The sequence below is a fragment of the Pedobacter arcticus A12 genome (assembly GCF_000302595.1).
GTDB lineage: Bacteria > Bacteroidota > Bacteroidia > Sphingobacteriales > Sphingobacteriaceae > Pseudopedobacter > Pseudopedobacter arcticus.
In genome coordinates, this window is record NZ_JH947128.1 from 77767 (window position 1) to 103628 (window position 25862).

Here is a 25862-nt window from a genome sequence, read left to right on the forward strand (position 1 = left end):
TACAATGAAAAATAAATCTAATAAATTGTTTGAACCTGCTTTAGTAAATACAGCGCTAAAACAGTCTTTTATCAAACTTGATCCCCGATTGATGGCCCGTAACCCAGTAATGTTTACGGTAGAAATTGGAACAGCTGTAATGCTATTTGTTACCATATATTCAATTAGCAATCCCAGTCAGGGTTCTTTTGGCTATAATTTAACAGTGTTTATAGTACTATTGCTTACGGTATTATTTGGAAATTTTGCTGAAGCTATTGCCGAAGCAAGAGGGAAAGCTCAAGCAGATAGCTTAAGAAAAACGCGTGAAGAAACCCCCGCCAAAATTCTGATGAGCAATGGTAAAATAGAAATTCGTTCTTCCAATCTGCTTAGAAAAGGTGACGTTTTCATGTGCGAAACTGGCGATACCATCCCCACGGATGGAGAAATTATTGAAGGAATTGCAACAATAGACGAATCTGCAATTACGGGTGAATCTGCTCCTGTAATCAGAGAATCTGGTGGCGATAAATCTTCTGTAACCGGTGGCACCAAAGTGCTTTCAGACCAAATCAAAGTGCAGGTAACTACACAACCAGGAGAAAGCTTTTTAGATAAGATGATTGCTTTGGTAGAAGGTGCATCTCGTCAGAAAACACCAAACGAAATTGCTTTAACCATTCTGTTGGCAGGTTTTACTTTGGTTTTTATCATTGTATGTATCACTTTAAAGCCCTTTGCTGATTATGCAAATACGCCAATAACCATCGCAGCTTTTATCTCTTTATTTGTATGTCTGATCCCAACGACTATCGGTGGCTTATTATCTGCAATTGGTATCGCAGGTATGGACAGGGCTTTACGAGCTAACGTGATTACCAAATCTGGTAAGGCGGTAGAAACTGCCGGAGATATTGATGTTCTATTATTGGATAAAACTGGCACAATCACCATTGGTAACCGTAAGGCAACTCATTTTTATAGCGCTCAAGGCGGAGATAATGAAGCTTTTGTAAATGCTTGCGTGTTGAGCTCAATGTCAGATGAAACACCTGAAGGTAAATCAATTATAGAACTTGCTACTGTTCAAAACAATAAAATTTTAACAGCGCCAAAAGGATCTACATTCATCAAGTTTACTGCAGAAACAAGATCAAGCGGAATGGATACCGCTGATGGCAGAAGAATTAGGAAAGGTGCTTTTGATTCTATTCGTAACATAGTTATTAAAGCCGGAAACCCTTTCCCAGCAGATATTGAAGAGCAGGTAAAATTGATTGCCGGAAATGGAGGCACTCCTTTAGTTGTTGCCGAAAACGAAAAAGCACTAGGTGTAATTGAGTTACAGGATATTATTAAACCCGGCATTAGCGAGCGTTTTGAACGTCTACGCAAAATGGGTGTAAAAACCGTAATGGTAACCGGTGACAACCCTTTGACTGCAAAATTTATCGCTGAAAAAGCTGGTGTAGATGATTTTATTGCCGAGGCCAAGCCCGAAGATAAAATGAATTACATTAAAGAAGAACAGGCTTTAGGTAAATTGGTAGCCATGATGGGTGATGGTACAAATGATGCTCCTGCATTGGCCCAAGCAGATGTTGGTGTTGCCATGAACAGTGGAACGCAAGCCGCTAAGGAAGCTGGAAACATGGTTGATTTAGACAACGACCCTACTAAGCTTATTGAAATTGTAGAGATTGGCAAACAGTTGTTAATTACCAGAGGAACGCTAACTACATTCTCTATCGCTAATGACGTGGCTAAGTATTTCGCTATTGTTCCAGCTTTGTTTATTGTTGCTATTCCAGCATTAAGTAGTATGAACATTATGAACTTACACAGCCCAGAATCGGCAATTTTATCCGCTGTTATTTTCAATGCACTCATTATTCCTTTACTTATTCCAATTGCATTACGTGGTGTTTCTTACAAACCTATTGGTGCAAGTGCACTTTTACGCCGGAATATATTCATCTACGGTATAGGTGGTGTAATTGCTCCCTTTATCGGAATAAAATTAATAGATATCGTTGTTTCCCTAATCGTTTAAAGAATAACATCCATCAATATTTATAAAAATAAAATGAAAAAATACATCATACAATCCTTACGTCTTACAGCAGTTCTATTGGTTTTGCTTTGCGTATTATATCCATTATTTGTAGCCTTTGTAGGAAGCTTTTCAATAGGCGGAGGTGGCGGAGAAAAGATAATGAAAAATGGAAAAGCAGTAGGATATACTGCTATTGGTCAGTCATTTACCAAGCCTGAATATTTTTGGGGAAGACCATCTGCTGTAGATTATAACGCTGCAGGTTCTGGTGGCTCAAACAAAGGTCCATCAAACCCTGAATACCTGCAACAAGTAGCTGATAGGATAGATACTTTGCTAAAATACAATCCAACTATTGAGAAAGCTGATATTCCTGCGGAAATGGTTACGGCTTCTGGTAGTGGATTAGACCCGGATATTTCTGTGCAGGGTGCAAATATTCAGATTACACGAATTGCTGTTTACAGGCAATTAGATGAAAAAACCGTTGAAGACCTTGTTAAAAAGAACATCGAAGGCCCACTTTTAAACATGTTTGGTCCGTCAAAAGTAAACGTTTTAAAATTAAACGTAGCACTAGACGAGCTGAAGAAATAGCAAAAAATTAGAATTTCTAGCCACATGAATGCCCCTTTTGAAAACCTAATCAAAAGGTGGCTAGGAGTTTCTTTGTCCAAATTTTTAAAAATTATCTCAAAAACAAATGAAAAAATTATTAATTATCACTGCTTCATTAGCAGTAGGCACAATGGCTTATAGCCAAGAAAAATCAAATATAAAAATATCAGGCTACCTAGAAACCTATTACGGATACGATTTTAACAAGCCAGCAGACAATAACAGACCCGGGTTTATTTATTCGCACAACAGGCATAACGAAGTAAACCTTAACTTAGGTTTTATCAAAGGAAGTTATGAAAATGATGCTGTACGGGGAAATATTGCTATACTCACCGGAACTTATGCCAACGCCAACCTAGCGGGCGAACCGGGAGTTTTAAAGAACATTTACGAAGCAAATATTGGCGTAAAACTTTCTAAGAATGCGAACCTATGGTTAGATGCAGGTATTTTTCCATCACATATTGGCTTTGAAAGTGCAATTTCTAAAGACTGTTGGTCGCTAACCCGCAATATCTCGTCAGAAAATACACCATTTCAGAGCACTGGGGTTAAAATAACCTACGGCACACCGGATAACAAACTTACCGCGACATTAATTTATCTAAACGGATGGGCCAGAATAATCCGTCAAGATGGTAATACAAAACCCGCCGGCGGCTTACAATTGACCTGGAAACCAAATGATAAAATCACACTTAACTACAGCAACTATTTAGGTACAGAAGGTGCAAACGCAGTACGCGTAAACCGGTTTTATCAAAATATTTATGGCGTTTTCCAATTTACAGATGAACTTGGTTTAACCATGGGTTTTGATTACGGAACGCAACAACAAGCTAAAGGCAGCGATGATACGAACCAAGTTTTATCTCCGGTTGCAATAGTTCAATACAAATTTGCTGATAAATTTGCGGTAGCGGGCAGAGTTGAATACTACGAAGATAAAAATGGTGTTTTTATACCAACCGGCACTGCTAACGGGTTTAAAACCACAGGCTATTCTTTAAATTTTGATTACGCCCCTATCAGCAATGCCGTAATTAGATTAGAAGGAAAAACCTACAGCAGTAAAGACAAAGTGTTTGTACGCGACCTAAATTCTGTAAACCATAATGCAGCAATTACAGCAAGTATCGCACTGTCATTTTAAATAATAAAAACAGGTTGCACTTGGTGCATTCCTGCTTTTATAAAATAATTAACCACTAGATTCAAACAACGCTTTTGGTATTTATATTTGGCAAAATGGATCCTCTGGCTAAGCTATATTATTTTCAAAAAAATACATCCCTTAATGGAAGAAGAAAATAGAACAGAGTCGGTCAAAAAATTCCTTAATTTAATTAAGAACTCGAGACGGGGAAAATTAAAAATTTATATCGGGATGAGTGCTGGCGTGGGGAAAACCTACAGAATGTTGCAAGAAGCCCACTCCTTATTAAAAAACGATATCGATATTAAAATTGGTTATATAGAAACACATAACCGCGAAGAAACACATGCGCTTTTAGCCGGAATCCCTTACATTCCCAGAAGAAAAATTTTTTATAAGGGTAAAGAGTTGGAGGAAATGGATGTTAGAGCCATCATAAACGCAAGACCTGTGGTGGTTATTGTGGATGAACTTGCACATTCAAACGTGGAGGGGAGCAAAAATGGTAAACGCTGGCAGGATGTTTTTGATATTTTGGAAGCTGGAATTAGTGTAATTACCGCTGTAAACATCCAGCATTTAGAAAGCATCAATGAAGATGTTGAAAAAATAACTGGAATTGCGATTACAGAAAGAATTCCGGATAAGGTTTTAGATGTTGCTGATGAAATTGTAAATATCGACCTCACCGCTGATGATTTGATTGAACGCTTAAGAACAGGGAAAATTTACGACAAAAGCAAAATTGCGATATCATTATCAAATTTTTTCCAGCCAGAGCGAATTCTGCAACTACGCGAACTAGCTTTAAAAGAGGTAGCGCATCATTTGGAGCGAAAGATAGACATCGAGATTCCAAAACAGATAAAATTAAGACCAGAAAAATTTATGGCCTGTATTTCTAGTAATCATGCAACAGCAAAGATTATCATCAGGAAAACGGCAAGACTGGCTTCTTACTATCGTTCTCCTTGGCTGGTGCTTTACGTACAAAAAGAAAGTGAAGGCGGCAATAGGATAAAACTGGATACCCAGCGACATTTGATTAACAACCTAAAACTAGCAACAGAATTAGGTGCCGAGGTACTCAAAATAAAAAGCAACCATGTAACCGAAACAATTATCAACACCGCAAAAGAGAAAGAGATAACCACCATATGCATTGGCAAACCACATTTAAACCTTTTTCAGATTATTATGAGAACGGCCATTTTTAATCAGCTTTTGCAAAGCATCTCTCAAACAGAAACAGATTTAGTAATATTATCATGATGATAGATAATAAAAACCGAGGTAACACCTAAATAATTAATCAGATGAAAATAAAAACAAAACTCCTGCTCGGATTTGGGTTCCTTTTTGTGGTTGTACTTTTTTTTGGTGCCGTTTCTCTATATAACATCAACGCCATCGCTATCAGTTCAAAAGAAATTTTAAAGGATAATTATGAAAGCTTAAATTATACCAGAAAGCTACGCTCAATCTTAGATAATAACGCATTGCCTTTGTCTCAAAACCAAGCTGCCAAGTTTAATAGCCAACTTATTTTGGAGGAACAAAACATTACAGAAACGGGCGAAGATAAAGCAACTTCTACGATCAGAAAGCATTTCTCGACCTTAATAAATACTACTATTTCAGCTAAAGAAAGCCAACATATACGTTCCATTATTTATAGTGAACTGGGTAAAATTGACGAAGTTAATATGCGAGCCATCGTTAAAAAAAACGAGATAGCGCAACAAGGTGTAAAAACCGCGTCCACATACGTTATGGTTACCGCCACCATATGCTTTTTGGTGCTATTTACCTTTAGTGTAAACTTTCCGGGTTTTGTAGCGAACCCACTTGGCGAGTTTTCTGATGCTATTAAAGAAATTGGCAAGAAAAACTACAAACAGCGACTGCATTTTAATGGGACTGATGAGTTTGCGGTTTTGGCTACTGAGTTTAACACCATGGTTGAACAGCTTAACAAATGGGAAGGAAGTAATATCGCCAAGCTACAATCGGAAAAACTGCGTATCGAAGCGATTATTGAGCAGATGCGTGATGCGATTATCGGCTTAAACGAAAAAAACGAAGTCCTGTTTTTTAATAAAGTAGCGGGAGAATTGCTTAATCTGAATAAAACAAATGTAATTGGAGCTGATGCAAAAGAGCTAATGATGAAAAATGATTTGCTATACAGCATTTTACACAACACCAATTTGGATAAAGCGATAAAGATTTATGCCGATGGCAAAGAGTCGTATTTCCAGTTGGAAAAGAGGGAAATCTTAGTTCCATTAACGGAAGAGCAGGTTGAAAAACCGATGTTATTAAGCCGTAAGCCAGCGGGAGAGGTTTACATTCTAAAAAACATTACTCAATACAAAGAATTAGATGAGGCCAAAACGCATTTTATTGCCACTGTATCACACGAGCTAAAAACGCCAATCTCATCCATAAAAATGAGTCTTATATTGATGGATGATGAACGAGTGGGACAAATGAACACTGAGCAGAAACAACTGGTACAACATATAAAAGAGGACTGTAATAGGCTATTGAAAATTACCAGCGAATTATTAGATCTTGCCCAAGTAGAAACGGGAAACCTGCAACTCCATTTTGCACATACAGACCCCATTACACTTGCCAATTACGCAATAGATTCGGTAAGGCTACAGGCCGAACAACAGGCAATTACCCTTGAGCTAATTACATCAGAAAATCTTCCAAAAATAAATGTTGACACAGAAAAAACAGCCTGGGTGCTGGTGAATTTTCTCTCGAATGCCCTGCGTTACAGTCCTCAGAAATCAAAAATAATTATTGAGATCGCATCAAAAGATAAATATGTGGAATTTTCGGTTAAAGATTCTGGAAAAGGTATTGAAGAACAATATCAAAAAAGATTGTTCGACAAGTACTTTCAAGTACCTACAGATGGTAATAATAAATCTGGATCTGGTCTGGGCTTAGCCATTTCAAAAGATTTTATAGTTGCAGAAAATGGAACCATTTGGGTTGAAAGTGCGCTGGGTGAAGGCAGTAGATTTTGCTTTAGTTTACCTGTGGTTTCTTAAGTCGGTACAAATCCTAAATTTATGATCTAATATTAAGACCCATAAAAAAAGCCACCTTTCTAGGTGGCTTTCATTCCAAGTAGCGGGAAGGAGAGTTGAACTCCTGACCTCAGGGTTATGAATCCTGCGCTCTAACCAACTGAGCTACCCCGCCATAATTTCAACTTTCTGTCTTATTCTTCTCAAATCTTATTCAGCAACGGTAAGCCTGTGCGCTGTTAATTAATTATCCAAGCCACATAAACGGCTTGAAATTTGAGTTGCAAATATAGAGGAAATTACTTTCCTTTAGAAAAGAAAACAAGCTTTAAACCTATTTAAAAGGCTATTTGCTTCTTGCCAATCTAAAAGTAAACATAATCTAATCTCCTTTTTCTAGTTAGTAAATCGATAAAGAAATTCTAAATAGTTTGCAAAAACTTGATACTATTGTTTGTCAATTTTCAGCACAATCGCTGTGCAGTTTAAACTATAACTTCTCATAAATTTGGCTCATCTGTTGGCGCATTTGATGACCTATTTGGCGCATCTGTTGGCGCATGAGAAATGAGTCATGCTTAAGAGGTTGCAAAGATGCAACTTTTTTTAAATAATCTCTAAAGTTTCTTGAATTTTTGAGCCTTAGGATTTTAATTAAAGTAATTTAATGATTATCAGTTAATTAACCAGCATGAGACAAGGGTGTTATCAAAAAAATAGAGTGATATTTAATTAAATAGTACGACTGTTTGTCTTAACTGCTTACAGCACTCCACTAAAAGGTCGTTTAATTTAATCAGTTTTCGACTGAGATTTGGCGCGCGCCAAATAGCTTAATGTTTTGATTTTAAGAAAGATACAGGAGTTTATAAAAGTCAAAAATTGGAGATATTCCTGAAATGAAATACATAAGAAAGACTAGAAAGGATTTCAATTTTAAATAAACAACTAAGCAGGGTGTGAAAAGCATCCTGCTTTTTTAATGAATAACTAAACCATTTTAATATTTTTAGGTTTTCTCTAAAAGCTATGCGTTCATTTAAAATCAATAAAAACAGAATATTTCCATTATTATCTAAATATAATTTGCCTTTTGTAAACGAGGACTTTTTTATTGAAGAGTTGGGAGGTGGAGATTGTCAAGTAATCTTTAAAATTAACACCGTCAAAGATTTTTCATTAAATAATAAGACTTACGAAAAATACGATTTTGAAAAATTAAACAACAAGCTTAACGAAACTATTAAAACCCATACTTCTATAAATGTAACTGACCAGAACCTTTATGATGAGCTAATATTTTTGATACTTTATATAGGGTATTCTAAAAGTACTATTCGCCAGAGCAACGCCTTTTTTGGATTTGATAATAACAAATTATTTAATTTTATGAAGCTCAGGAAACTGATCCTCGATTCAGGAGGACTTAAAAATGTGACATTAGAATTCAAATCGAATCTTTCAGACGAAAATTCAGCTCTAACTGCTGAATTCGCTAATTTAGATTTGGAATACTTTTTCCTAAATCACTTCTTAAAGTCTTTATCAAAATTATTGAATTTAAACATTAATGATGAACTACTAAGCGAAAGTTTAAGTGAAGAACGCATAATTTCACAAATATGGGAAACTGGTCTTAAGGTAATGGAAGAAGAGGATAAACTCCGGCTAAAGATTGAGGCGAGGGGTGCGTTTATTCTGAAAGATTTTCTAATTGATAATTTTGAAGTGAAACCCTCCAGAGCTATGCTCTCATTTCCTCAAGTCAAAATCATATACCCTTTCTATTATGAAATGGGTTGGCGAGCCCAACCTGATAAAAAAGAAAAATATAAAGACCAGTTTAAAAAGGAGATTCTCGCTAATTTCGCATAATAAAAATATTCACGTTTCCTATTTTATTTCGTAAAAAAAATCTTTTCTAAGGGCTCTCTTCCTACGACGAATTGGCGTTTCGACTATAGGTTTACTTTATATTTGTAGTATACTTTTTGAAAATGATTAATTCAATTTGTTAATGATTAAAGAAATTAATCGATTCTTTAGTTGTGAATTATGAGCCTAACCAACTCAGAAAAGTTAAGGAAGTTGGTTACTTCTTTAACTTTTAAAAGTAACAAATTTTAAAAATTATTAAAAATAAGAATCATGTTAAATGAATCAAATGATGGTAAACCATCGATAGTCGACGAGATAATAAAATCTCGCGCATCCGAACAGAATGCTTTAGGTCCAGAAGTTAAAAAAATGGATATAGATGCTGAAGCATTCTTTAAACACCAGTGTTCTAAAGAAGATTTTAGAGCCTTAATAGCAAGTTGCTCTAAAAGTGAGTTAATTAGCTTAGAAATTGGCTTACAGCTTATGAAAGATAAAGCATCTTTTGAGGTAACTCCTTATGAAACAACTGACAACAACGGCAAGCCTTGTGTTTGGTTTAAAATAAGACAGAAGTTAGTAACCAAAAACCTTAAAATTAGAACTGCAGGAAAAATGTGGCATCTAATAAACGTTTATGGGTTTGGTTTTGTAAATTTTAACACTACACTAGCCGAGCTTTTTGAAGCTTCAAAAGAGTAAACAATTAATTCAATAAAGGGGAGAATTCTCTCCCCTTTTTAATTCAAAAACTATTCTAAATATTAATTAATGGGCTATATATAGACCCAATCACTAAACTTATGTTTAAAAATTATGAAAATTAAACACGGTCAATTCCTTGGAGATGTAATCGAATCACTGGAAACCAATTCAATATATCATAAAAAGTTAACTTCTATTGGTGCTACCACATTGGAACTTAGCACTAAACGCCACTCAATTATATTAGAACCTAACGTTCCTGTAATCATTGGCAAAAAGAGTAAATCAATACTTGGTGTTCATGAGGGCGTAGGTGTTGACAGGGTTGTAGAATATCTACTTTTTAACAAAGTAAAACATAAAAAGATTTTGGTTACTCCCGAATCATTTTATAAAGTTAAGGAGGCGGTTAAGCTTTCTAAGATGAATCTATACGAAGATTTCTTTTTGCTCTTTGATGAGTGTGACAGGATTATAAAGGATATTGAATTTAGAAATTCCATCCTTCTGCCAATGGATGATTTTTTTAAATTTAAAAACAAGGCTTTTATTTCCGCAACTGCAATCAGACCTTCAGATCCATTATTTGATAAGCATGATTTCAAAGATGTTTTAATCCTACCTGATTTTGATTTTAAAAAAGATTTAGAATTGATCACGACAAACAATGTTCAACTTTCTTTGAAAAAGATACTTCGAGAAGTTGAGAGTGAGAATTATTGCATTTTTCTTAATTCCACCAAATTAATAGGTTCATACGTTAAAAAGTTGGAACTTTTAAACGAATCAGCTATTTTTTGTTCAAAAAAAGCAACCTATAATTTTAAAATTGCAAAATTTAAAAATACCCACGAGCATCTAAAAGACTTTAAAAAGTACAATTTTTTTACAAGTAGATTTTTTAGTGCCGTAGATATTTATATGGATACTCCGCCAGTGGTAATTATGATTTCAGAAATAAAAACTTCACCACACTCGATGATTGATCCGTTTACGGATGCAGTCCAAATCGTGGGCAGATTTCGCAAGGGAGTCGGCCGGGTTATTCATATCACCAATCTTGATGACAGTTTGGAAGCAATGACCAAAGATGAAGTATTCGCTTATTTAAACGGTTGCGAAACGAGCTACAATCAGATTAAATCTTTAAGAAATGGAGCTACTAACAACGGAGCTAAAGACACTTTGAACGAGGCTTTAAGATTAGTGCCGTTTGCTAATTATCTTAATGAGGACGGGACAAAAAATTTCTATATGCAGGACTATACAGTTCACGATGAAAAGGTTAAACATTGCTATATAAATAGCAAAAATTTAATTGATGCTTTAGGCATTGAACATTTTAAAGTCAACCATAAAGAAGAAAAATATCCATTGGATGATTTAGGGAACAAAAAGCTTTCCTCCGGACTTTCCTTGCAAAATATCGTAACTGAAATTGTTAAAACGTTAGATTGGGCATTAACTAATCTAGAAGAATTTACATTAGACAATAGAAACGAAGTTTTAATAGAACTGAATAAATATTGGCCGTTTATTGTTCATGCATACAAAGAATTAGGTTCTGAGCTTTTGCTAAAAAACAGCTATTCAATGAAACAGATTATTAAAACATTGAAAAGAAAAAAACAAACTGGATATAAGTCAAATTTTGAATTTATTGAAGCTTTAAATGATGAACTTCTGGGGGAAACTGCGCCGACATTTGAACTTTTATCAAAATTTGGGAATATTATTTGTGATTATGACCTTGATTTGAGGCCTTCGCTTAAATCTTTATCAGAATATTTCAAGTTAAGTAAAAGAAAAACCTTAAGATGGACAGCAGGAGTTGAAATGAAAGGTTATACAGTTTTGAAATCTCATTTTACTCAATAAAGATTGAGATTTTGGGACACTAAATTTTGGGGGTCTATATACCCTTCGATTTACTGTCCCAATTTTAAAATTTTATTTTTTTTAAAAAGTCAAAAATTAAACATACCCCTGTAGTCGCCGGACATAGACTCTAACAAGATAAACCCCTATCGTATCACTGGGGAAAAATGGTTTCCTTACACTCATTATTATACACCTAATGCCTACAATTTGAATTTTTAAAAATCCAAACCGGCAAATCTCAAAAAACAATGAATTTTTAACACGAATAACGTGTGAATCGAACCGGAAATTCATTGACCCACCTGTAAATTCTCGATTTCCAAAACATTTCAAAGCCTTGGTTTAGCAACCAGGGCTTTTCCATTTATTAACATTTTAAATTTTTAAACTATGATTCACTTTGAATTTTACAATTTCATTATTCCAATTAAGACGTTGGATGAAAAGTATCCTGGTAAACTCAGATACTTTATTAAAGATGTTCCAAACAACACCTATACAGATGATGGTCAGCTTGCATCTGTTAGATTCTTAAGCCTTGAAGAAGTCAATGACTTTGTTGATTTGGTTGCCAAGAAAGGTCTGCATTTCCATAGAATGGATTTTATGAGTGATGATTTTACAGTTTGCACCAGTTTAGGAATGTGGTGGAAAGTAAAATGGCTCAATTACCATATAGGAATATGTTCTTATAACGAATTACAAAATAGTATTTAACTCAAATCATGCCTTATCGATGTTCTCTCATTGATAAGGCTTTACTTATTAATTATATTATCATGGAAAATCTAACAGATCAAAGCACAGCGTCTGAGTATTTAAAAGAATTTATAGAAGATTTCTTTGCATCAAAGCTGAGTACGGTTGAAATATCTTACTCCCAAAATATCTTTATAATAGACCACAAAGATGCTTTGTTTATACCACCTCTGGAAGAATACGAAAAGGTTATTAACAGCCCTGATAAATTTGACAGCTCTACAATCGCTACTCATCAAATGATGCTTGAAAGTTATATAGAGAGGGTTAAATTCGGTCATTTACAAATGCTCCATACTTCTCTGCTAACTAGAATAGCACAGATAAAAACTGTTGAAGTAAGAATAAAGGGTAAATTTTATTTTACAATTACAGAGCAAGAGCTTTACTAAGTGAGCAATTGATGCAATTAAAAGTCGCATTGATTTATCTCTTACCAATCTTTTAAAAATTCAAATTTTAATCAAGAATCTATTATTGACCTTTTGCAATTTAAAGGAGGTCAATAATAGTTTTCAGGCAGAAACTCTTTAGGAGAGCAATCGAAAATCTTCGATAATTTATTTAGATGATTAAGATTGTATTTTGCTGGATATTTAGTGCTTTCCACTTGTCCAATAAAACCATTTGATACGTCTAATTTGACTGCAAGTTCAGATTGAGAGAGATTAAACTGCTCTCTTTTCTCTTTAACCTTTTCAATCACGAAGAGCTCTATATCCGATTTCAAAGGCTTATTCATCAGATACTAAGGACTGAAAAGAAAACGCACCCTTTACTTAGTAATAGCTAAGTAATTATTACTTTTACTAAATCAAACCAAACTTATGCTACAGAAAACCCTATTAATGATTGCGCTATGCGTAGTGAGCTATGCATCTAAAGCTCAATTTATGGAGTACGAACCTTTACCGCTCCCAAATCAAAACTCTCAACCAAAAGAAAATAAGGCTGAGGTAACCATTGTAAATGCATACATACTTAACGGAGAGAACCAACCCATTAAGGTTAAACTTAAAGTCACTCAGTCGAGATATGGGATTTACGTTAAGGCATTTAAAAGATTGACTGATGAATATTGGTTGGAATACGGAAATTTATCACATCAAGCATCTAAAGTTTATTCAGGTTCGGAGTTATCAAAGTATTTCGAATACGAGGTTTATATTCCATCCTTACAAAAGAAAGTTTACTTCTAATTTTATAGTAATGAGACAAATAGAATATGAAGTTTTATGCAAAAAATGCAATACATTCTGGGATTGTAATTGTGTAATCAGTGTGCCTCCATCACAGGTAAGGTCTAGTATGCAAAAATTGCATGATTCAGATAATTGTGTTAATTGTGGAAGTAACGGGTATCTAGAAATATTATCTATTGAGGATCCAAATCAAAACAGCCTTACCTCTTACAACTTGATGTTGTCGATTATTATGAAATTGAAATCATTTTATTTTAAAAAATCCTACGGATTTTCAAAAACTGATTTCGATAAAGCAGAAGATTCATTAGTTGGTAAAATCAGTTTTTTTAAAGGAAGTGAAATGATGATTACCTATGAATTGTCAGCCGTGAGAATGGATAAATTTGATAGGATTATTTCTATTCAAGTGATTGGAAAAAAAGAAGAAATTGATGAGGTAGAACAAATAATTTCGTACGAAGGTCACAACTTTATGAAACTACCAGTTATGGGATGTTCACTTAGTGAATTGCCAGATGAAGAGGCTGTGCTAATGATAATGTTAAGCAAATATTGAAAATCCCAAACCTTACCATTCCCACTTTTGGTCCATACGACGGAAATGGTAAGGCTTGGTCTTTAATTGGTGCAAGGGAAGAAAGTTCCTTCTTCTTTAAAAAGGGGCATTGCTTAAAGTTTTTGGTTCTGTGTTTCATAGGTTGGGACAGTGCCAGTACATTAGGTAAAAAGGCATTCGCAAAGGCTACGAACGCACATAGAACGCCAAATTCGTTGCGTTGATTAGTCTTGCAGACACATCAACTTCACTACTCCACTACGTTCCGCAATTTGTCATTCTAGATGCCAAGTTCTCCGGTTTGCTCATAGATACTCCCCTTAGATTTATTGGATATTCGCTAACGTTCATGAAAAATTCACTGTCTCTCATACCCCATAAATCTAACCGTATCTATAGTTCTGCGAGCCTTGCGTTTTCGTTCAAGCTTCGTCTTTGTCATGGTTATTGGAGCAATAACACACGCCAAAAGCCTTGTGTTGAAAAAACATATCTTGTTGCCCGTTTTTACAAAACTCCTGCAACAAGAACTTTCACTCTTCTCGCAATGCTGACTCGCGAGGTTTGTGCTGTCAATTAAGATTTGTGAAATTTTAAATGAAAGAAATTAGTTTCGATAGTTTATAATTTTTTACCTTAGAAAACAGAAATTTTTAAACCCAAGAAAGCTTTTCAATGATAGATGGGTTTTAGAGGGTTATTGCACATATATTAGCTGATTTCATATTAAAGAAACACTCCAACATAAATAGAAAATATAAATGGCATTTGAATTAACAGATATCAAGGAGGCATATAAGAAACTGAAAACTTATATCTACTATGATAATACCGATATTATTTTAAGAAGAAAGTTGGTTGAGTTTGAAACAAATTTGACTAAAGATTTCAATTCAATATTTAGGGCGAGTGAGAAACCTTATCGAACAGGGAATGAACTGGATATTTTTAAAAATGATTTTGGTATCCCTCAATCAGTTGAGAGTAAATTACAGATTTTCACCAATGAATTAAACAATTACAACCGTTCTAAAGATTTTTTTGATTTTTTTTTAAATAAAATTGACGCAAACCTTTATCCGAAAAAATATGAGAAAACCGAAAAAGCAGATAATTTAATTACTAACCAAAGAATTAAAAAAGAATATCCAATTGAAAGACTTACGGCATTTATAGATGCGCCAATCGAAATACATTTAATTTCTGTTCTTTGGACCATTCATTATGGAGCAACAATGGACTCAAAACTTAGTAGTAATTGTATCGGAAATAGATTATTATTGAGCAAAGACAAAAAAAACATTGTCAATGGTTCAGGATTGTTCAAACCTTACTTCAAACAATATCAACAGTGGAGAGACGAGTCTGTCAATATTGCTCAAGAATTAATAAAAAAGGAACGAGATGTCCTATTTCTCAATCTAGATATTAAAGATTACTTTCATTCTGTTCGAATACGAAATGAGGTAATTCATAGTGAAGATAAAACCCATTATATAACAGCTCATAATAATTTAAATAAGCTATTTTTAAAAACGCATCATATTTATACAGAAAAGATTTCAAAACAATATCAACAACCTTATGACTTTTCTTCTGAATTAGAACGTAATGACAACAATGAACTCCTCGAATTTATATTACCTATTGGTCTGCTATCTTCATTCGTTCTTGCAAATGATTATTTAAAAGACTTTGATAAAAGAATCGTTGAGAAATATAAACCGGCATATTACGGTAGATATGTAGATGATATTTTATTAGTCCTTGCCGACCCTAATCCTTATTCAAGCGATGAAGAAGAGAATGAAGATTTTAAATTTTCATTTACTGAATACAAAAGCAGGATTAAAAAGAAATATAATAATGTTGAAAATGTTCATTATAAAATCACTTTTGAAGAAGAAACTCTTAGTGAAATTGAGAAATATGTTATATCTAACTTTAGCCCTTTAATTAACCTTATTGACTCTCCTTTTACGAAAGATTCAAACGACCCTAAAGGACGAGTTTTTAAAATAAATGGTAAGAAATCATTATTCTGCCAAAGTGAAAAAACCCTTCTTTATTACTTTGATGCCGAGGAATCAGATATGGTAATAAATAAATTAAAAAGAGAGTTAGAAGAGAGAACTAGCGAATTTAGAGATTTACCAAGTCACGATAACTCTTTAGGGGAATTTGAAATGAGTGCGTATCATTTGGATTATAATGGAACAGAAGGAAAGATTAAAACTCTTCAAGATTATAAAGAGAATAGATATGGATTAACTTTATTTCTCTCTAATCAAATATTCAGTTCTTTAAACCATGAGCGTAATATTTCAGAAAAAGAAAAAAATCAAGTTCTTAAATTCTTTAAAGGCTCTACTTGTCTGGAGTTTTATCGTTTATGGGAACGTATTTTTACTTATTTCTTGGTTAACAAAGAACCAAAATCGTACATCGATTTTTATATTCATTGTGCCGAGCAAATAGATAATATTGGAAAAAAAGATATGAGATTTATTGAAGGCACAACAGTAGAGTATTCTATTGTTCAAAAATCAATGGCTGAATATTTAGATTGCGCACACGAACTAACTATTTCATTAAATCCAATGTTCTTGAATCAAAGCAGAGATGTTGAATTACACTTTGATTTTAAAACTAAAGAATTATCTAATTCACTGTTAGTTTATTATATGAACAATACAGAGGTTACAAAATCGAATTCAGGTTGGCAAAATAGATTCCGGGAGACAAATATGATTAGGCATCAATATGTTTCGACTCCATTATTAAATTACACTAAAGAAGCTAAAAAAGGTTACAGCAACCTATTAAAACTCCAATTAGACGTTGAAATATTTGAATTAGATGATGAGTTAATAAAAAACTCGCCGAGACCAATAAAGTTCTGGGAATGTTGTTTTGCTTCAACTTTTTCAGAATTATCTAGATTTAATAAATCAAAATTAAAAGAAGAAAATGGGTATCACTTTACAAATATTTTAGGACCTATAATTAAAACTGAAGAAGCCAATTTAATTACGAAGGAAACTACAAGAGAGGAATACTATTTAGATTACGCTTTTGATGTTTATGTGAATGGTAATTCAAATCATTTACCCCACTATATTTTAAGCGATAAAAATTTAAAATCTAGCTTTTTTAACTTAGTAAATCGAGATAAAAATCTAGATAACAAGAATCAGCTTAAGGAGTTTCGTATAAATTCGAAAGACAAAATTAAGGAGCCTAGTATTTCATTTGCCAATACAGAAGTAACAGAGGATAATATTGTTAAAGGTGTCAGAAATGAACCAAATTTGTCGATAGAAAGATACCAGCGTTTAGCTTTAATCTTAAATCAAGCCAGAAAAGAAAATTCGGATATAGTGTTATTCCCTGAATTTTTCATCCCAATAAATCTACTTTCAAGCTTAGCACGCTATTCTCAAAAAAATCAAACTTTAGTAATTTCTGGATTAGAACATATTATTTCTAACAAAACTGCATTTAATTTTGTAGCCACTATTCTTCCTGTTGAGATAAACGGAATAAAGGACGCAACTGTCGTTTTTAGATTAAAAAATCATTACGCACCCGTTGAAGAATTTCTAATATCTCAAAACCATTTAACTGTTCCAAAACCAGCTATTAGTAGATATGATATTTTCAATTGGAAAAATATATATTTTTCTGTATTCTATTGTTTTGAGTTAGCCGATTTGGAGCATAGAAGCTTATTGAGAAGTAAAATAGACTTATTAATTGCTTTAGAGTGGAACAAAGACACTCCATATTTTGCTAACATTATTGAGGCTAGTGCAAGAGACTTGCATTGTTATGTTGCACAAGTAAACACGAGTCAATTTGGAGATACTAGGCTAACTCAACCCACGGAAACAGCAGTAAAAGATTTACTAAGATTAAAAGGTGGTACTAATGATGCCATTCTTGTTTCCAAATTAAATATCCAGAAACTTAGAGAGTTCCAGCGCAAAAAGTTTTTTGTCTCAAATAAAACCTTTAAACCACTTCCTCCGAATTTTTCAATTGATGAAATTCTAAAAAGAATTAAAAACGAAAATATTACTTAAGTCTAGCATCGTACAATGAAAACTCTACCAATTAAATTTTCTAATAATGGAAAAAAACTCTCTTCCTGAACTTCACACCAACATATCGGGTAAAATTAGAAATACCAAACTGCCAATAGTAAAATCTTTATGGCCAATATTTGAGGCTATTAGTAATTCCATTCACGCTATTGAAGATAAAAAATCAACTAACGGCCTTATAGAGATCAGGGTGTCTAGACAAGGAAGTATTGAACTTCTAAAAGAATGTTCGGAAGTAGAAATTTATCCTATTTCTGACATAGAAATAGTCGATAATGGAATTGGTTTAAATGAAGAAAACTTCAATTCTTTTTTAACCGCAGAATCGGATTTTAAAATAGAAAGAGGAGCTAAAGGAATTGGTAGGTTCGTTTGTTTAAAAGCATTTAAAAACCTAAAATTTACGAGTGTCTTTAAAGATGAAGGGGATAATCTATTTTACCAAAGAGAATTTGTTTTTAAACCAGAAGGTAAAGGGATTTATGATTATTCTCTGACCCCTTCACAAACAAATAAAGTGGGAACAAAAGTTTCTTTGATATCCTATTTAGAGGGTTATCAAAAAACTTGTCCTAAAAAATTAGAAGATATTTCAGAAAAAATCATAGAACATTTTTTAGTAACATATATAAATCATAAAGCTCCACGAATTGAATTAGTTGAATCAATTAATGGTTTTCGGATTAATCTAGATAGTATTTTCAACACTCAATTTCGGGCATCAATAAGACAATCCAATTTTCAACTTTACGGTAAGAAGTTCAATATTAATCTAGTAAGATTATTTGATTCAAAAAAAGGGCACAGAATTCATTATTGTGGGAATGATAGAGTTGTAAAAGAGGAGAAACTAAACAAATACATTCCTGATCTAGGAGTTTCAATTGTTGAAGAAGACAACAACTATTTTACTTATCAGGTCTATGTCACAAGCTCTTTCTTAGACGAACATGTTGACACCGAGCGTATTGATTTTGATTTTCCGGAAAATATAGATGATGCCAACTTTAATGATTTAGTTGAAGATGAACCTAATTTGGAGAGAATTAGAGAAAAAATAATTGAGGTACTGGAAGTAATGCTTACCAGTTATTTGACAAATGTCAGAATGACAAAGTTTGATACTTATAGTGATTACATTTCTGAATATGCCCCACAATTTAAAGCATTATTAAAATACCGTCCGGATGTGGTAAAAAAAATGTCTCCAAATCTTACAGGAACCAAATTGAATATTGAACTTTTTAAAGTACAGACTGATTTGGAGGTTGAAGTAAAAGAGCTTGGAGAGAAAATATTAAATGAGAGTAATTCTTTTAAAGACTCTCAGGATTATATTGATTTATACGAGGAATACATAGAGAAATTCAACGATATAGGAAAGGCTAACCTAGCTAAATATATTGTTCATCGTAAATCGGTTATAGAATTACTGGATAAGTTTCTAGGTGTAAATGAAGATGATGAATTCTATACAGAAGACACAATTCATAAAATATTTTTTCCGATTAAAAAGGAATCTGATGAAATAACATTTGAGCAACAAAATTTATGGTTAATTGATGAAAGATTATCTTATCATAGTTATTTATCGTCTGACAAGTCATTTAAAGAAATTAAAGTAGTTGAAGATTCAGGAAATTTAGATAGACCCGATCTTTTAATATTCAATAATTCTTTCTCATTTGTAAATGATGAAGCGCCTCATAATTCTTTTGTTATTGTTGAATTCAAAAGACCAGAGCGAAAGGATTACAATACTAGGGACAAAAAGAAAAATCCAATAGACCAAGTTCTTTCATATATTTCAACCATTAGAGCAAATACAGCAAAAGATAGACGAGGCAAAATCATCAACATTGATAAGGACAGAACCCCATTTTATGCATACATAATATGCGATTTTAATGAGAATATCACAAAATTAGCTGATGAGAAGAATTTCAAACAAACACCAGACGGGCTTGGCTACTTTTACTTTCATGATAAGTTTAATGCATATATCGAGTTAACATCATACTCGAAGCTTTTAAAAGACGCGAAAAATAGAAATAGAATTCTGTTCGATAAATTGGGACTTCCAAGCTAAAAATTAAATAAAGACAATTAATTTTTCAGTAAAATGAAATTTCCAAAGAGAGTTCCACAACATATTTCAGAATCTGCAAGTTTTAAATTACTCTCTTATAATATTCCCGGCAAATGGATTATAAGAGAAATAACAGAAAAAGATTATGGTATTGATTGTTATATAGAAATTGTGGGCGAGGAAAATGAACTTACAGGAGCACTCGCAATGATTCAATTAAAATCAAGAAATCTTATTAAATGGTCAGATGATGATAAATTTAATTTGACGGGAATAAAAGTTTCAACTTCAAATTATTGGTGGCGTTTCCCTGTTCCTGTATTTATTTTTCTTGCGGATATGACCAATCATTCCATATACTTTCTTTCAGTTAAAGATCACATAAGAAGAAACTTCTCAGAATATTGCACACAAAAGAAGTTTTCTTATAAGATGGAAAAAAAGTACAGTATTCAAAGAAATAAGCATACTGGTCGATTCTATTTCGAGTACCTTTATTTACAAGAAAATTTTCGTCTTCAATTCGAAAATGAGCTTTTATTTTTCCTTTCAAATTTTGAAAACATGAAGGATTTCCAAAACCTACACGATAATTTAGATTTTCATCTAGGTTTAGAAGATAACGATTTAGTCTATTTCGAAGCTATGCACAGAAACTTTCAATTTCTATGCTCCTATTTTCAAATAAATAATCAAATTCCAGAATTATCCATTTTAAAAGATAAAAGTTTGGAGAGGTTTAAAGATGGTTTTTATGAACTTTACGAATACGACTTAATTCAATATATGGACGAGTTTAAGCGGATTTTAATTAAGATTAAATCAAAAATTAAAATTTTATTTATAAATGAAAAGAGTTATTGGGAGATAATGAATTTAACTTTATTTAGATATATTAATGACTTAGAATAATTGATATTGAATTAAAATTTAAGAACATATTGATAATATCGAATGAAGGATATTATAGTTTCTCAGATGAAGGAATGATGTAATTTATAGAAGCTCTCATAGTAAAACTAAGAGAGCTAATTTTAAAACTTATAATTCGGGCAACGCATCTCTCAACTCTTCACTATTAACCTCTCCTAGCCCTCTTAAATACTTCATAGTGACTATAATGCTAGAGTGACCTAGAAGCTTTTGAAGGATATAAATATCTTTAATTTTTTTGTACACATTTACAGAAGCAGAATGTCTAAAAGAATATAAAGTCTGATTCTCTTTTATTAAAGATTTAGCTTTCATCTTATTTTTTGCCCTGCTCCACATGGTTTTAAAATAGTCATCATTAATTAACCAATTTGTACCAGTAAATATATAGGAATTATCATTTTCACAGTTCTCTATAAAAGGGAGAAGAGCTTCATACACATAGTTCGGGATATCCACTACCCTAATTTTCTTTCCCTTATTTTCATTACCGGATAAATAAATCTTGTGCTCTTTAATGTGCCTTTTCTGCAAGAGTCGGCTTTCCTCATGAGGCCTTAAGAAACAGCCATAAGCCAATAAAGATAAAAGATGAAGTTTGGGGTAATGCTTTTTTAAAAACGCTAACACCTCCTTCATTTCCTCTTTAGTGTAAATCTCATGCAACTGTTCATTGCATTTTTTCCTTGGGGTTCTAGAGATAGTGTTTGGTAACAGAACATTTAGAGTTTGCCGTTTATTCATATAATTCCGGTTTGAGGAATTGAACTGCTCTAGAAATTCTATGACTCTGGAAGTCTCTAACTTGTCAACGGAGCATTTCTTTTCGGCAGAAGTAAGGAACTGTAAAAACTTGCCACTAAGAGCAACTAGGTCTTTCTTATAACTTCTGCTATAATTCTCATTGAGTTTGGATTTTAGGATTTCTTTGACACTATTCTCTAAGGAAAGAACAGCTTTCTTTTCAGCAGGCTTCTCAAACGATAAAGGATTCCAGCCTTTCTCTAAAGCTTTGTGAAATTCAAATTTTAATTTGCTAAGTAGTTTGTTTTTCTCTGACTGGCTTTTAGCCTTGTTAGGAAAGATACGCAATTCAAGTCTTTTGGCATTGTACTCTCTCTGTCGAATACCGTCAAAATAATACTCTACGTAGGCTCTTGATTCTGGGCTTTTAATTTCTAATTCAGTAAACATTGGCGCATTGGGTGGCGCACAGTTTCTAACTGTACTAAAAATCAATGTTTACAATATTATCAAGGGGAAATGGCAGTGGGCTTATGAATCCTGCGCTCTAACCAACTGAGCTACCCCGCCATAATTTCAACTTTCTGTCTTATTCTTCTCAAATCTTATTCAGCAACGGTAAGCCTGTGCGCTGTTAATTAATTATCCAAGCCACATAAACGGCTTGAAATTTGAGTTGCAAATATAGAAGAAATTACTTTCCTTTAGAAAAGAAATTTAAAAAAAATTAAAACTTGTTTTTCCCCTTGTTATTTAGTAAAATTATCCATGAGCGAGAAAGTAAAATTTAGGTTGGAGTACGAAATCAGATCATCCGCAAAAATTCTGTATAGTTTTATTAGCGAATCAAATGGTTTATCCGAATGGTTTGCAGACAAAGTAAAAATAAACGAACAAATTTTTACTTTCATTTGGGACGATGGCGAAGAACAAAAGGCAAAACTGTTATCGCTCAAAGAAAACAAATCTGTTAAATTTCATTGGATTGATGATGAACCCTATACATATTTTGAACTCGAGATTATTAAAGACGAGCTCACCAATGATGTAGCATTAGTGGTAACAGATTTTGCATCGCAAGAAAACCTGAAAGATCGTCAAGCAATTTGGAATGTTCAGATTGAATCCTTGCTCAGTGTAATTGGCGCATAATTTTTTGCTATTTTTGTAGCGTGAAAAAAATACACCTTCTCGTATTAAAAGCATTCATCAAACCATTTATTGTCACTTTTTTTATAGTGATGTTTTTGCTGTTGATGCTTTTTCTTTTTAAATACATTGATGATTTAATTGGAAAAGGTTTTGAGTGGTATGTAATTTTAAAATTGCTGTTTTATGCTGCGGCCACCAATGTTGCCATGGCACTTCCGCTAGCCATATTGCTCTCGTCTATCATGACTTTTGGCAACTTGGGCGAAAACTACGAGTTGGTTGCAATTAAGTCTGCCGGTATTTCTCTGCAAAAGGCAATGGCTCCGCTTTTTATTCTGATTACCTGTTTAGGCATTAGTGCTTTTTTCTTTTCGGATTATATGCTACCAGTGGCAAACCTTAAAATGGGCTCTTTACTGTATGATGTAAGAGAACAGAAAGCCGCTTTTTTAATTAAGGAAGGAGTTTTTAACAATAGTATACCCGGCTACTCCATACGTGTAGAAAAGAAAGAAAAAGACGGACAAATACTTAAAGACATCGTAATATACGACCAATCTAAAGGCCAAGGCAACACAAACATCCTTATGGCAAAAGAGGGTGAGATGTATAAAACCGACGACGGAAACTATCTGATTTTACGATTAAAGGATGGTGTACGTTATGAGGAAGCGCAAGGAAAAACCGGCTACAATCCACGCCAACAACTTACCCGATTAAGATTTAAAGAAACAGAGCAAAAGTTTGACCTCTCCAGCTTTAAATTTAAAAGAGAAGACGAAAATCTGTTTAAAGGAAATTACCAGATGTTGAACATCAAACAGCTGACTGCAAATAGAGATTCCGTTACCAAAATAAACGACAGCATTAGCAATAACGTTTTTAAAGAGATAAGACCTTATCATAAGATTTACTACGCCACACAAAACTATAAGAGCTCAAAGCCTTTCAAAGGATTGAATTTTAAATCACAAGGAGTTTTCGCTGGCGTTGGCGATTCGTTAAAAAAACAAACAGTAGTTTCAACTGCTATTGACAATGTACGAATGTTAAAAGAGTCGTTACAGAATACCATTACCACAAAAAAAGACAATACCACTATTATTAGACGGTATATTATAGAGTACAACCGTAAATTTACGTTGGCGGTATCGTGTTTGGTTCTGTTCTTCATCGGTGCTCCGCTAGGCGCAATCATCAGAAAGGGAGGCTTGGGATTACCTGTGGTGGTATCAGTAATATTCTTTTTGATTTACCATATCATCAGCACCGTTGGCGAAAAATCTGTAAAAGTAGGTAACCTGGATCCAATACTGGGCATGTGGTCAGCGATATTCATTCTTACTCCGGTAGGCCTATTTTTAACCTATAAAGCAACAATTGATTCTGCTTTGTTTGATGTGGATCTGTATAAAAACCTGTTTAAAAAGTTTTTCAAAAAGAAAGTAAAAGCTTAATCAACTCCACCACATAGCACACTAATTTTTAGCGCTCACAATACCGTTTCTATGGCTCCAAAAACCAACGATAACGAGTACTGTCTAATTACACTGTAATATTTACAGTCCATTTAAACTAAAACATTTACCTACTCAAAGCAAGCCAATAATTTGGTTAAATTTGCTTCATAGGCATCTCAAACAAACTGGCTAAAATTATGGTTTTATAGCAAGCGCCAGTGGTTTAAGAAAACAATAAAATATGATGTTAAATACGATAGAAGAAGCGATTGAAGATATAAAAGCTGGTAAAATCATTATTGTAGTAGATGATCAGGACAGAGAAAACGAAGGTGATTTTTTAGCAGCAGCCAGTATGGCAACGCCAGAAGTGATCAACTTTATGGCAACGCATGGCAGAGGCTTGATCTGTGCTCCTTTAACCCAGCACAGATGTCACGAATTAGAGCTCGACCTAATGGTTGGCCACAACACGGCAGTACATGAAACGAACTTTACCGTTTCGATAGATTTAATTGGAAACGGATGTACCACAGGCATTTCGGCCTCGGATCGTTCAAAAACCATTTTGTCTTTGATAAATCCGGCTACAAAACCCAGTGATCTGGGCAGGCCTGGACATATTTTTCCGTTAATGGCAAAAAACGGCGGCGTTTTAAGACGAGCCGGCCATACAGAAGCAGCCATCGACTTACCTGTTTTAGCAGGATTGGAACCCGCCGGCGTAATTTGCGAAATTATGACTAAGGATGGTGAGATGGCTCGTTTACCGGAGCTGTTAATACTAGCAAAGGAACTAGACATGAAAATTATATCTATTGAAGATCTAATTTCTTATCGTTTAAAAACCGAATCTTTAATAAAGCGAGAGGTTTCTATTAAACTGCCTACAGAATGGGGCGATTTTGAAATGATTGCTTTTACCCAAATCAATACTCAAGAAAACCATATAGCACTAATCAAAGGAGAGTGGAACGAGGATGAACCTGTATTGGTGCGTGTTCACAGTTCATGCGTTACAGGTGATATTTTTGGGTCATGCCGATGCGATTGTGGGCCTCAGTTACATAAAGCTATGGAGATGATCCAAAAGGAAGGCAAAGGCGTGGTTATTTACATGAACCAAGAAGGCAGAGGAATTGGTTTGATCAACAAATTGAAAGCTTACAATCTACAAGAAAACGGCATGGATACCGTAGACGCTAATTTAGCTTTAGGCTTTAAAATGGACGAACGCGACTATGGCGTAGGTGCGCAGATTTTACGAAGTTTGGGCGTTAGAAAAATGTGGTTGATGTCAAACAATCCTACAAAAAGAGCAGGTTTGGTAGGTTATGGGTTAGAGATAGTAGAAAACGTTGCAATAGAGATTGATTCAAACAAGCATAACGAGCTTTATTTAAAAGCGAAACGCGATAGAATGGGCCATTCTATTATGGGTAAGGTTTAAAGCGTAAAAATTACCTTTATACACAAAGAAGTGATATTTCTATATAGAGGTGTCGCCTCTTTATGTTTTAAATAAAACA

21 protein-coding genes and 1 tRNA gene are annotated in these 25862 nt (G+C 33.7%); 19 read left to right on the forward strand and 3 right to left on the reverse strand.

The window, feature by feature from the left end:
* Positions 1 to 4 precede the first annotated feature (4 nt).
* From kdpB to B176_RS0116380, 5 genes are all read left to right on the forward strand, one after another.
* On the forward strand, positions 5 to 2035 hold the full coding sequence (kdpB, locus tag B176_RS0116360; protein WP_017259914.1) for a potassium-transporting ATPase subunit KdpB: 2031 nt from the start codon (positions 5 to 7) through the stop codon (positions 2033 to 2035).
* Between the two features lie 33 nt (positions 2036 to 2068).
* The gene (locus B176_RS0116365) at positions 2069 to 2635 is read left to right on the forward strand and encodes a K(+)-transporting ATPase subunit C (RefSeq protein ID WP_017259915.1); all 567 of its coding nucleotides are present in this window, start codon (positions 2069 to 2071) and stop codon (positions 2633 to 2635) included.
* A 106-nt stretch (positions 2636 to 2741) separates the two neighbouring features.
* A complete protein-coding gene (locus B176_RS0116370) occupies positions 2742 to 3812 on the forward strand; it encodes a porin (protein WP_017259916.1) in 1071 nt (356 codons plus the stop codon).
* Between the two features lie 144 nt (positions 3813 to 3956).
* The gene (locus B176_RS0116375; RefSeq protein WP_017259917.1) at positions 3957 to 5087 is read left to right on the forward strand and encodes a sensor protein KdpD; all 1131 of its coding nucleotides are present in this window, start codon (positions 3957 to 3959) and stop codon (positions 5085 to 5087) included.
* Between the two features lie 44 nt (positions 5088 to 5131).
* Positions 5132 to 6886 (forward strand): HAMP domain-containing sensor histidine kinase, encoded by a 1755-nt coding sequence (locus B176_RS0116380; protein WP_017259918.1) that lies wholly within the window; start codon positions 5132 to 5134, stop codon positions 6884 to 6886.
* A gap of 80 nt (positions 6887 to 6966) precedes the next feature.
* Here the strand turns inward: B176_RS0116380 and B176_RS0116385 are convergent.
* Positions 6967 to 7040, reverse strand: a tRNA-Met gene (locus tag B176_RS0116385).
* A gap of 854 nt (positions 7041 to 7894) precedes the next feature.
* Here B176_RS0116385 and B176_RS0116390 point away from each other — a divergent pair.
* The 5 genes from B176_RS0116390 (at position 7895) to B176_RS0116410 (ending at position 12480) form a co-directional block, all read left to right on the forward strand.
* Complete coding sequence (locus B176_RS0116390; protein WP_017259919.1) at positions 7895 to 8740, forward strand: hypothetical protein; 846 nt, start codon at positions 7895 to 7897, stop codon at positions 8738 to 8740.
* A 273-nt stretch (positions 8741 to 9013) separates the two neighbouring features.
* Positions 9014 to 9445, forward strand: coding sequence for a hypothetical protein (locus B176_RS0116395; protein ID WP_017259920.1), 432 nt, complete (start codon positions 9014 to 9016; stop codon positions 9443 to 9445).
* A 114-nt stretch (positions 9446 to 9559) separates the two neighbouring features.
* The gene (locus B176_RS19810; protein ID WP_017259921.1) at positions 9560 to 11326 is read left to right on the forward strand and encodes a DEAD/DEAH box helicase family protein; all 1767 of its coding nucleotides are present in this window, start codon (positions 9560 to 9562) and stop codon (positions 11324 to 11326) included.
* 393 nt (positions 11327 to 11719) lie between these two features.
* The gene (locus B176_RS0116405; protein WP_017259922.1) at positions 11720 to 12046 is read left to right on the forward strand and encodes a hypothetical protein; all 327 of its coding nucleotides are present in this window, start codon (positions 11720 to 11722) and stop codon (positions 12044 to 12046) included.
* 62 nt (positions 12047 to 12108) lie between these two features.
* A complete protein-coding gene (locus B176_RS0116410) occupies positions 12109 to 12480 on the forward strand; it encodes a hypothetical protein (protein WP_026063399.1) in 372 nt (123 codons plus the stop codon).
* A 110-nt stretch (positions 12481 to 12590) separates the two neighbouring features.
* Here B176_RS0116410 and B176_RS0116415 read toward each other — a convergent pair whose 3' ends face one another.
* On the reverse strand, positions 12591 to 12830 hold the full coding sequence (locus B176_RS0116415; RefSeq protein WP_017259924.1) for a helix-turn-helix domain-containing protein: 240 nt from the start codon (positions 12828 to 12830) through the stop codon (positions 12591 to 12593).
* Between the two features lie 85 nt (positions 12831 to 12915).
* On the opposite strand from B176_RS0116415, the gene B176_RS0116420 reads away from it, so the two are divergent.
* The 6 genes from B176_RS0116420 (at position 12916) to B176_RS0116445 (ending at position 20956) form a co-directional block, all read left to right on the forward strand.
* A complete protein-coding gene (locus B176_RS0116420; protein ID WP_017259925.1) occupies positions 12916 to 13287 on the forward strand; it encodes a hypothetical protein in 372 nt (123 codons plus the stop codon).
* 10 nt (positions 13288 to 13297) lie between these two features.
* Positions 13298 to 13849, forward strand: a complete 552-nt coding sequence (locus B176_RS21080) for a hypothetical protein (RefSeq protein WP_154648023.1) — start codon at positions 13298 to 13300, stop codon at positions 13847 to 13849.
* Positions 13846 to 14073 carry a hypothetical protein gene (locus B176_RS0116430; protein WP_017259927.1) on the forward strand — a complete coding sequence of 76 codons (228 nt, stop codon included), beginning with the start codon at positions 13846 to 13848 and terminating at the stop codon, positions 14071 to 14073. Before B176_RS21080 ends, B176_RS0116430 begins: the two co-directional genes overlap by 4 nt.
* 537 nt (positions 14074 to 14610) lie before the next feature.
* A complete protein-coding gene (locus B176_RS20425; protein WP_017259928.1) occupies positions 14611 to 17934 on the forward strand; it encodes a hypothetical protein in 3324 nt (1107 codons plus the stop codon).
* 46 nt (positions 17935 to 17980) lie between these two features.
* Positions 17981 to 20044, forward strand: coding sequence for an ATP-binding protein (locus B176_RS0116440; RefSeq protein WP_017259929.1), 2064 nt, complete (start codon positions 17981 to 17983; stop codon positions 20042 to 20044).
* A 33-nt stretch (positions 20045 to 20077) separates the two neighbouring features.
* Complete coding sequence (locus tag B176_RS0116445) at positions 20078 to 20956, forward strand: DUF4365 domain-containing protein (RefSeq protein WP_017259930.1); 879 nt, start codon at positions 20078 to 20080, stop codon at positions 20954 to 20956.
* 129 nt (positions 20957 to 21085) lie between these two features.
* Here B176_RS0116445 and B176_RS0116450 read toward each other — a convergent pair whose 3' ends face one another.
* Positions 21086 to 22216 (reverse strand): tyrosine-type recombinase/integrase, encoded by a 1131-nt coding sequence (locus tag B176_RS0116450; RefSeq protein ID WP_154648024.1) that lies wholly within the window; start codon positions 22214 to 22216, stop codon positions 21086 to 21088.
* A gap of 273 nt (positions 22217 to 22489) precedes the next feature.
* On the opposite strand from B176_RS0116450, the gene B176_RS0116455 reads away from it, so the two are divergent.
* The 3 genes from B176_RS0116455 (at position 22490) to B176_RS0116465 (ending at position 25783) form a co-directional block, all read left to right on the forward strand.
* On the forward strand, positions 22490 to 22873 hold the full coding sequence (locus tag B176_RS0116455; protein WP_017259932.1) for an START-like domain-containing protein: 384 nt from the start codon (positions 22490 to 22492) through the stop codon (positions 22871 to 22873).
* Positions 22874 to 22893: 20 nt separating this feature from the next.
* Positions 22894 to 24330 carry an LptF/LptG family permease gene (locus tag B176_RS0116460; RefSeq protein WP_026063401.1) on the forward strand — a complete coding sequence of 479 codons (1437 nt, stop codon included), beginning with the start codon at positions 22894 to 22896 and terminating at the stop codon, positions 24328 to 24330.
* Positions 24331 to 24577: 247 nt separating this feature from the next.
* Positions 24578 to 25783 (forward strand): bifunctional 3,4-dihydroxy-2-butanone-4-phosphate synthase/GTP cyclohydrolase II, encoded by a 1206-nt coding sequence (locus B176_RS0116465; RefSeq protein WP_026063402.1) that lies wholly within the window; start codon positions 24578 to 24580, stop codon positions 25781 to 25783.
* Positions 25784 to 25862: the final 79 nt, after the last annotated feature.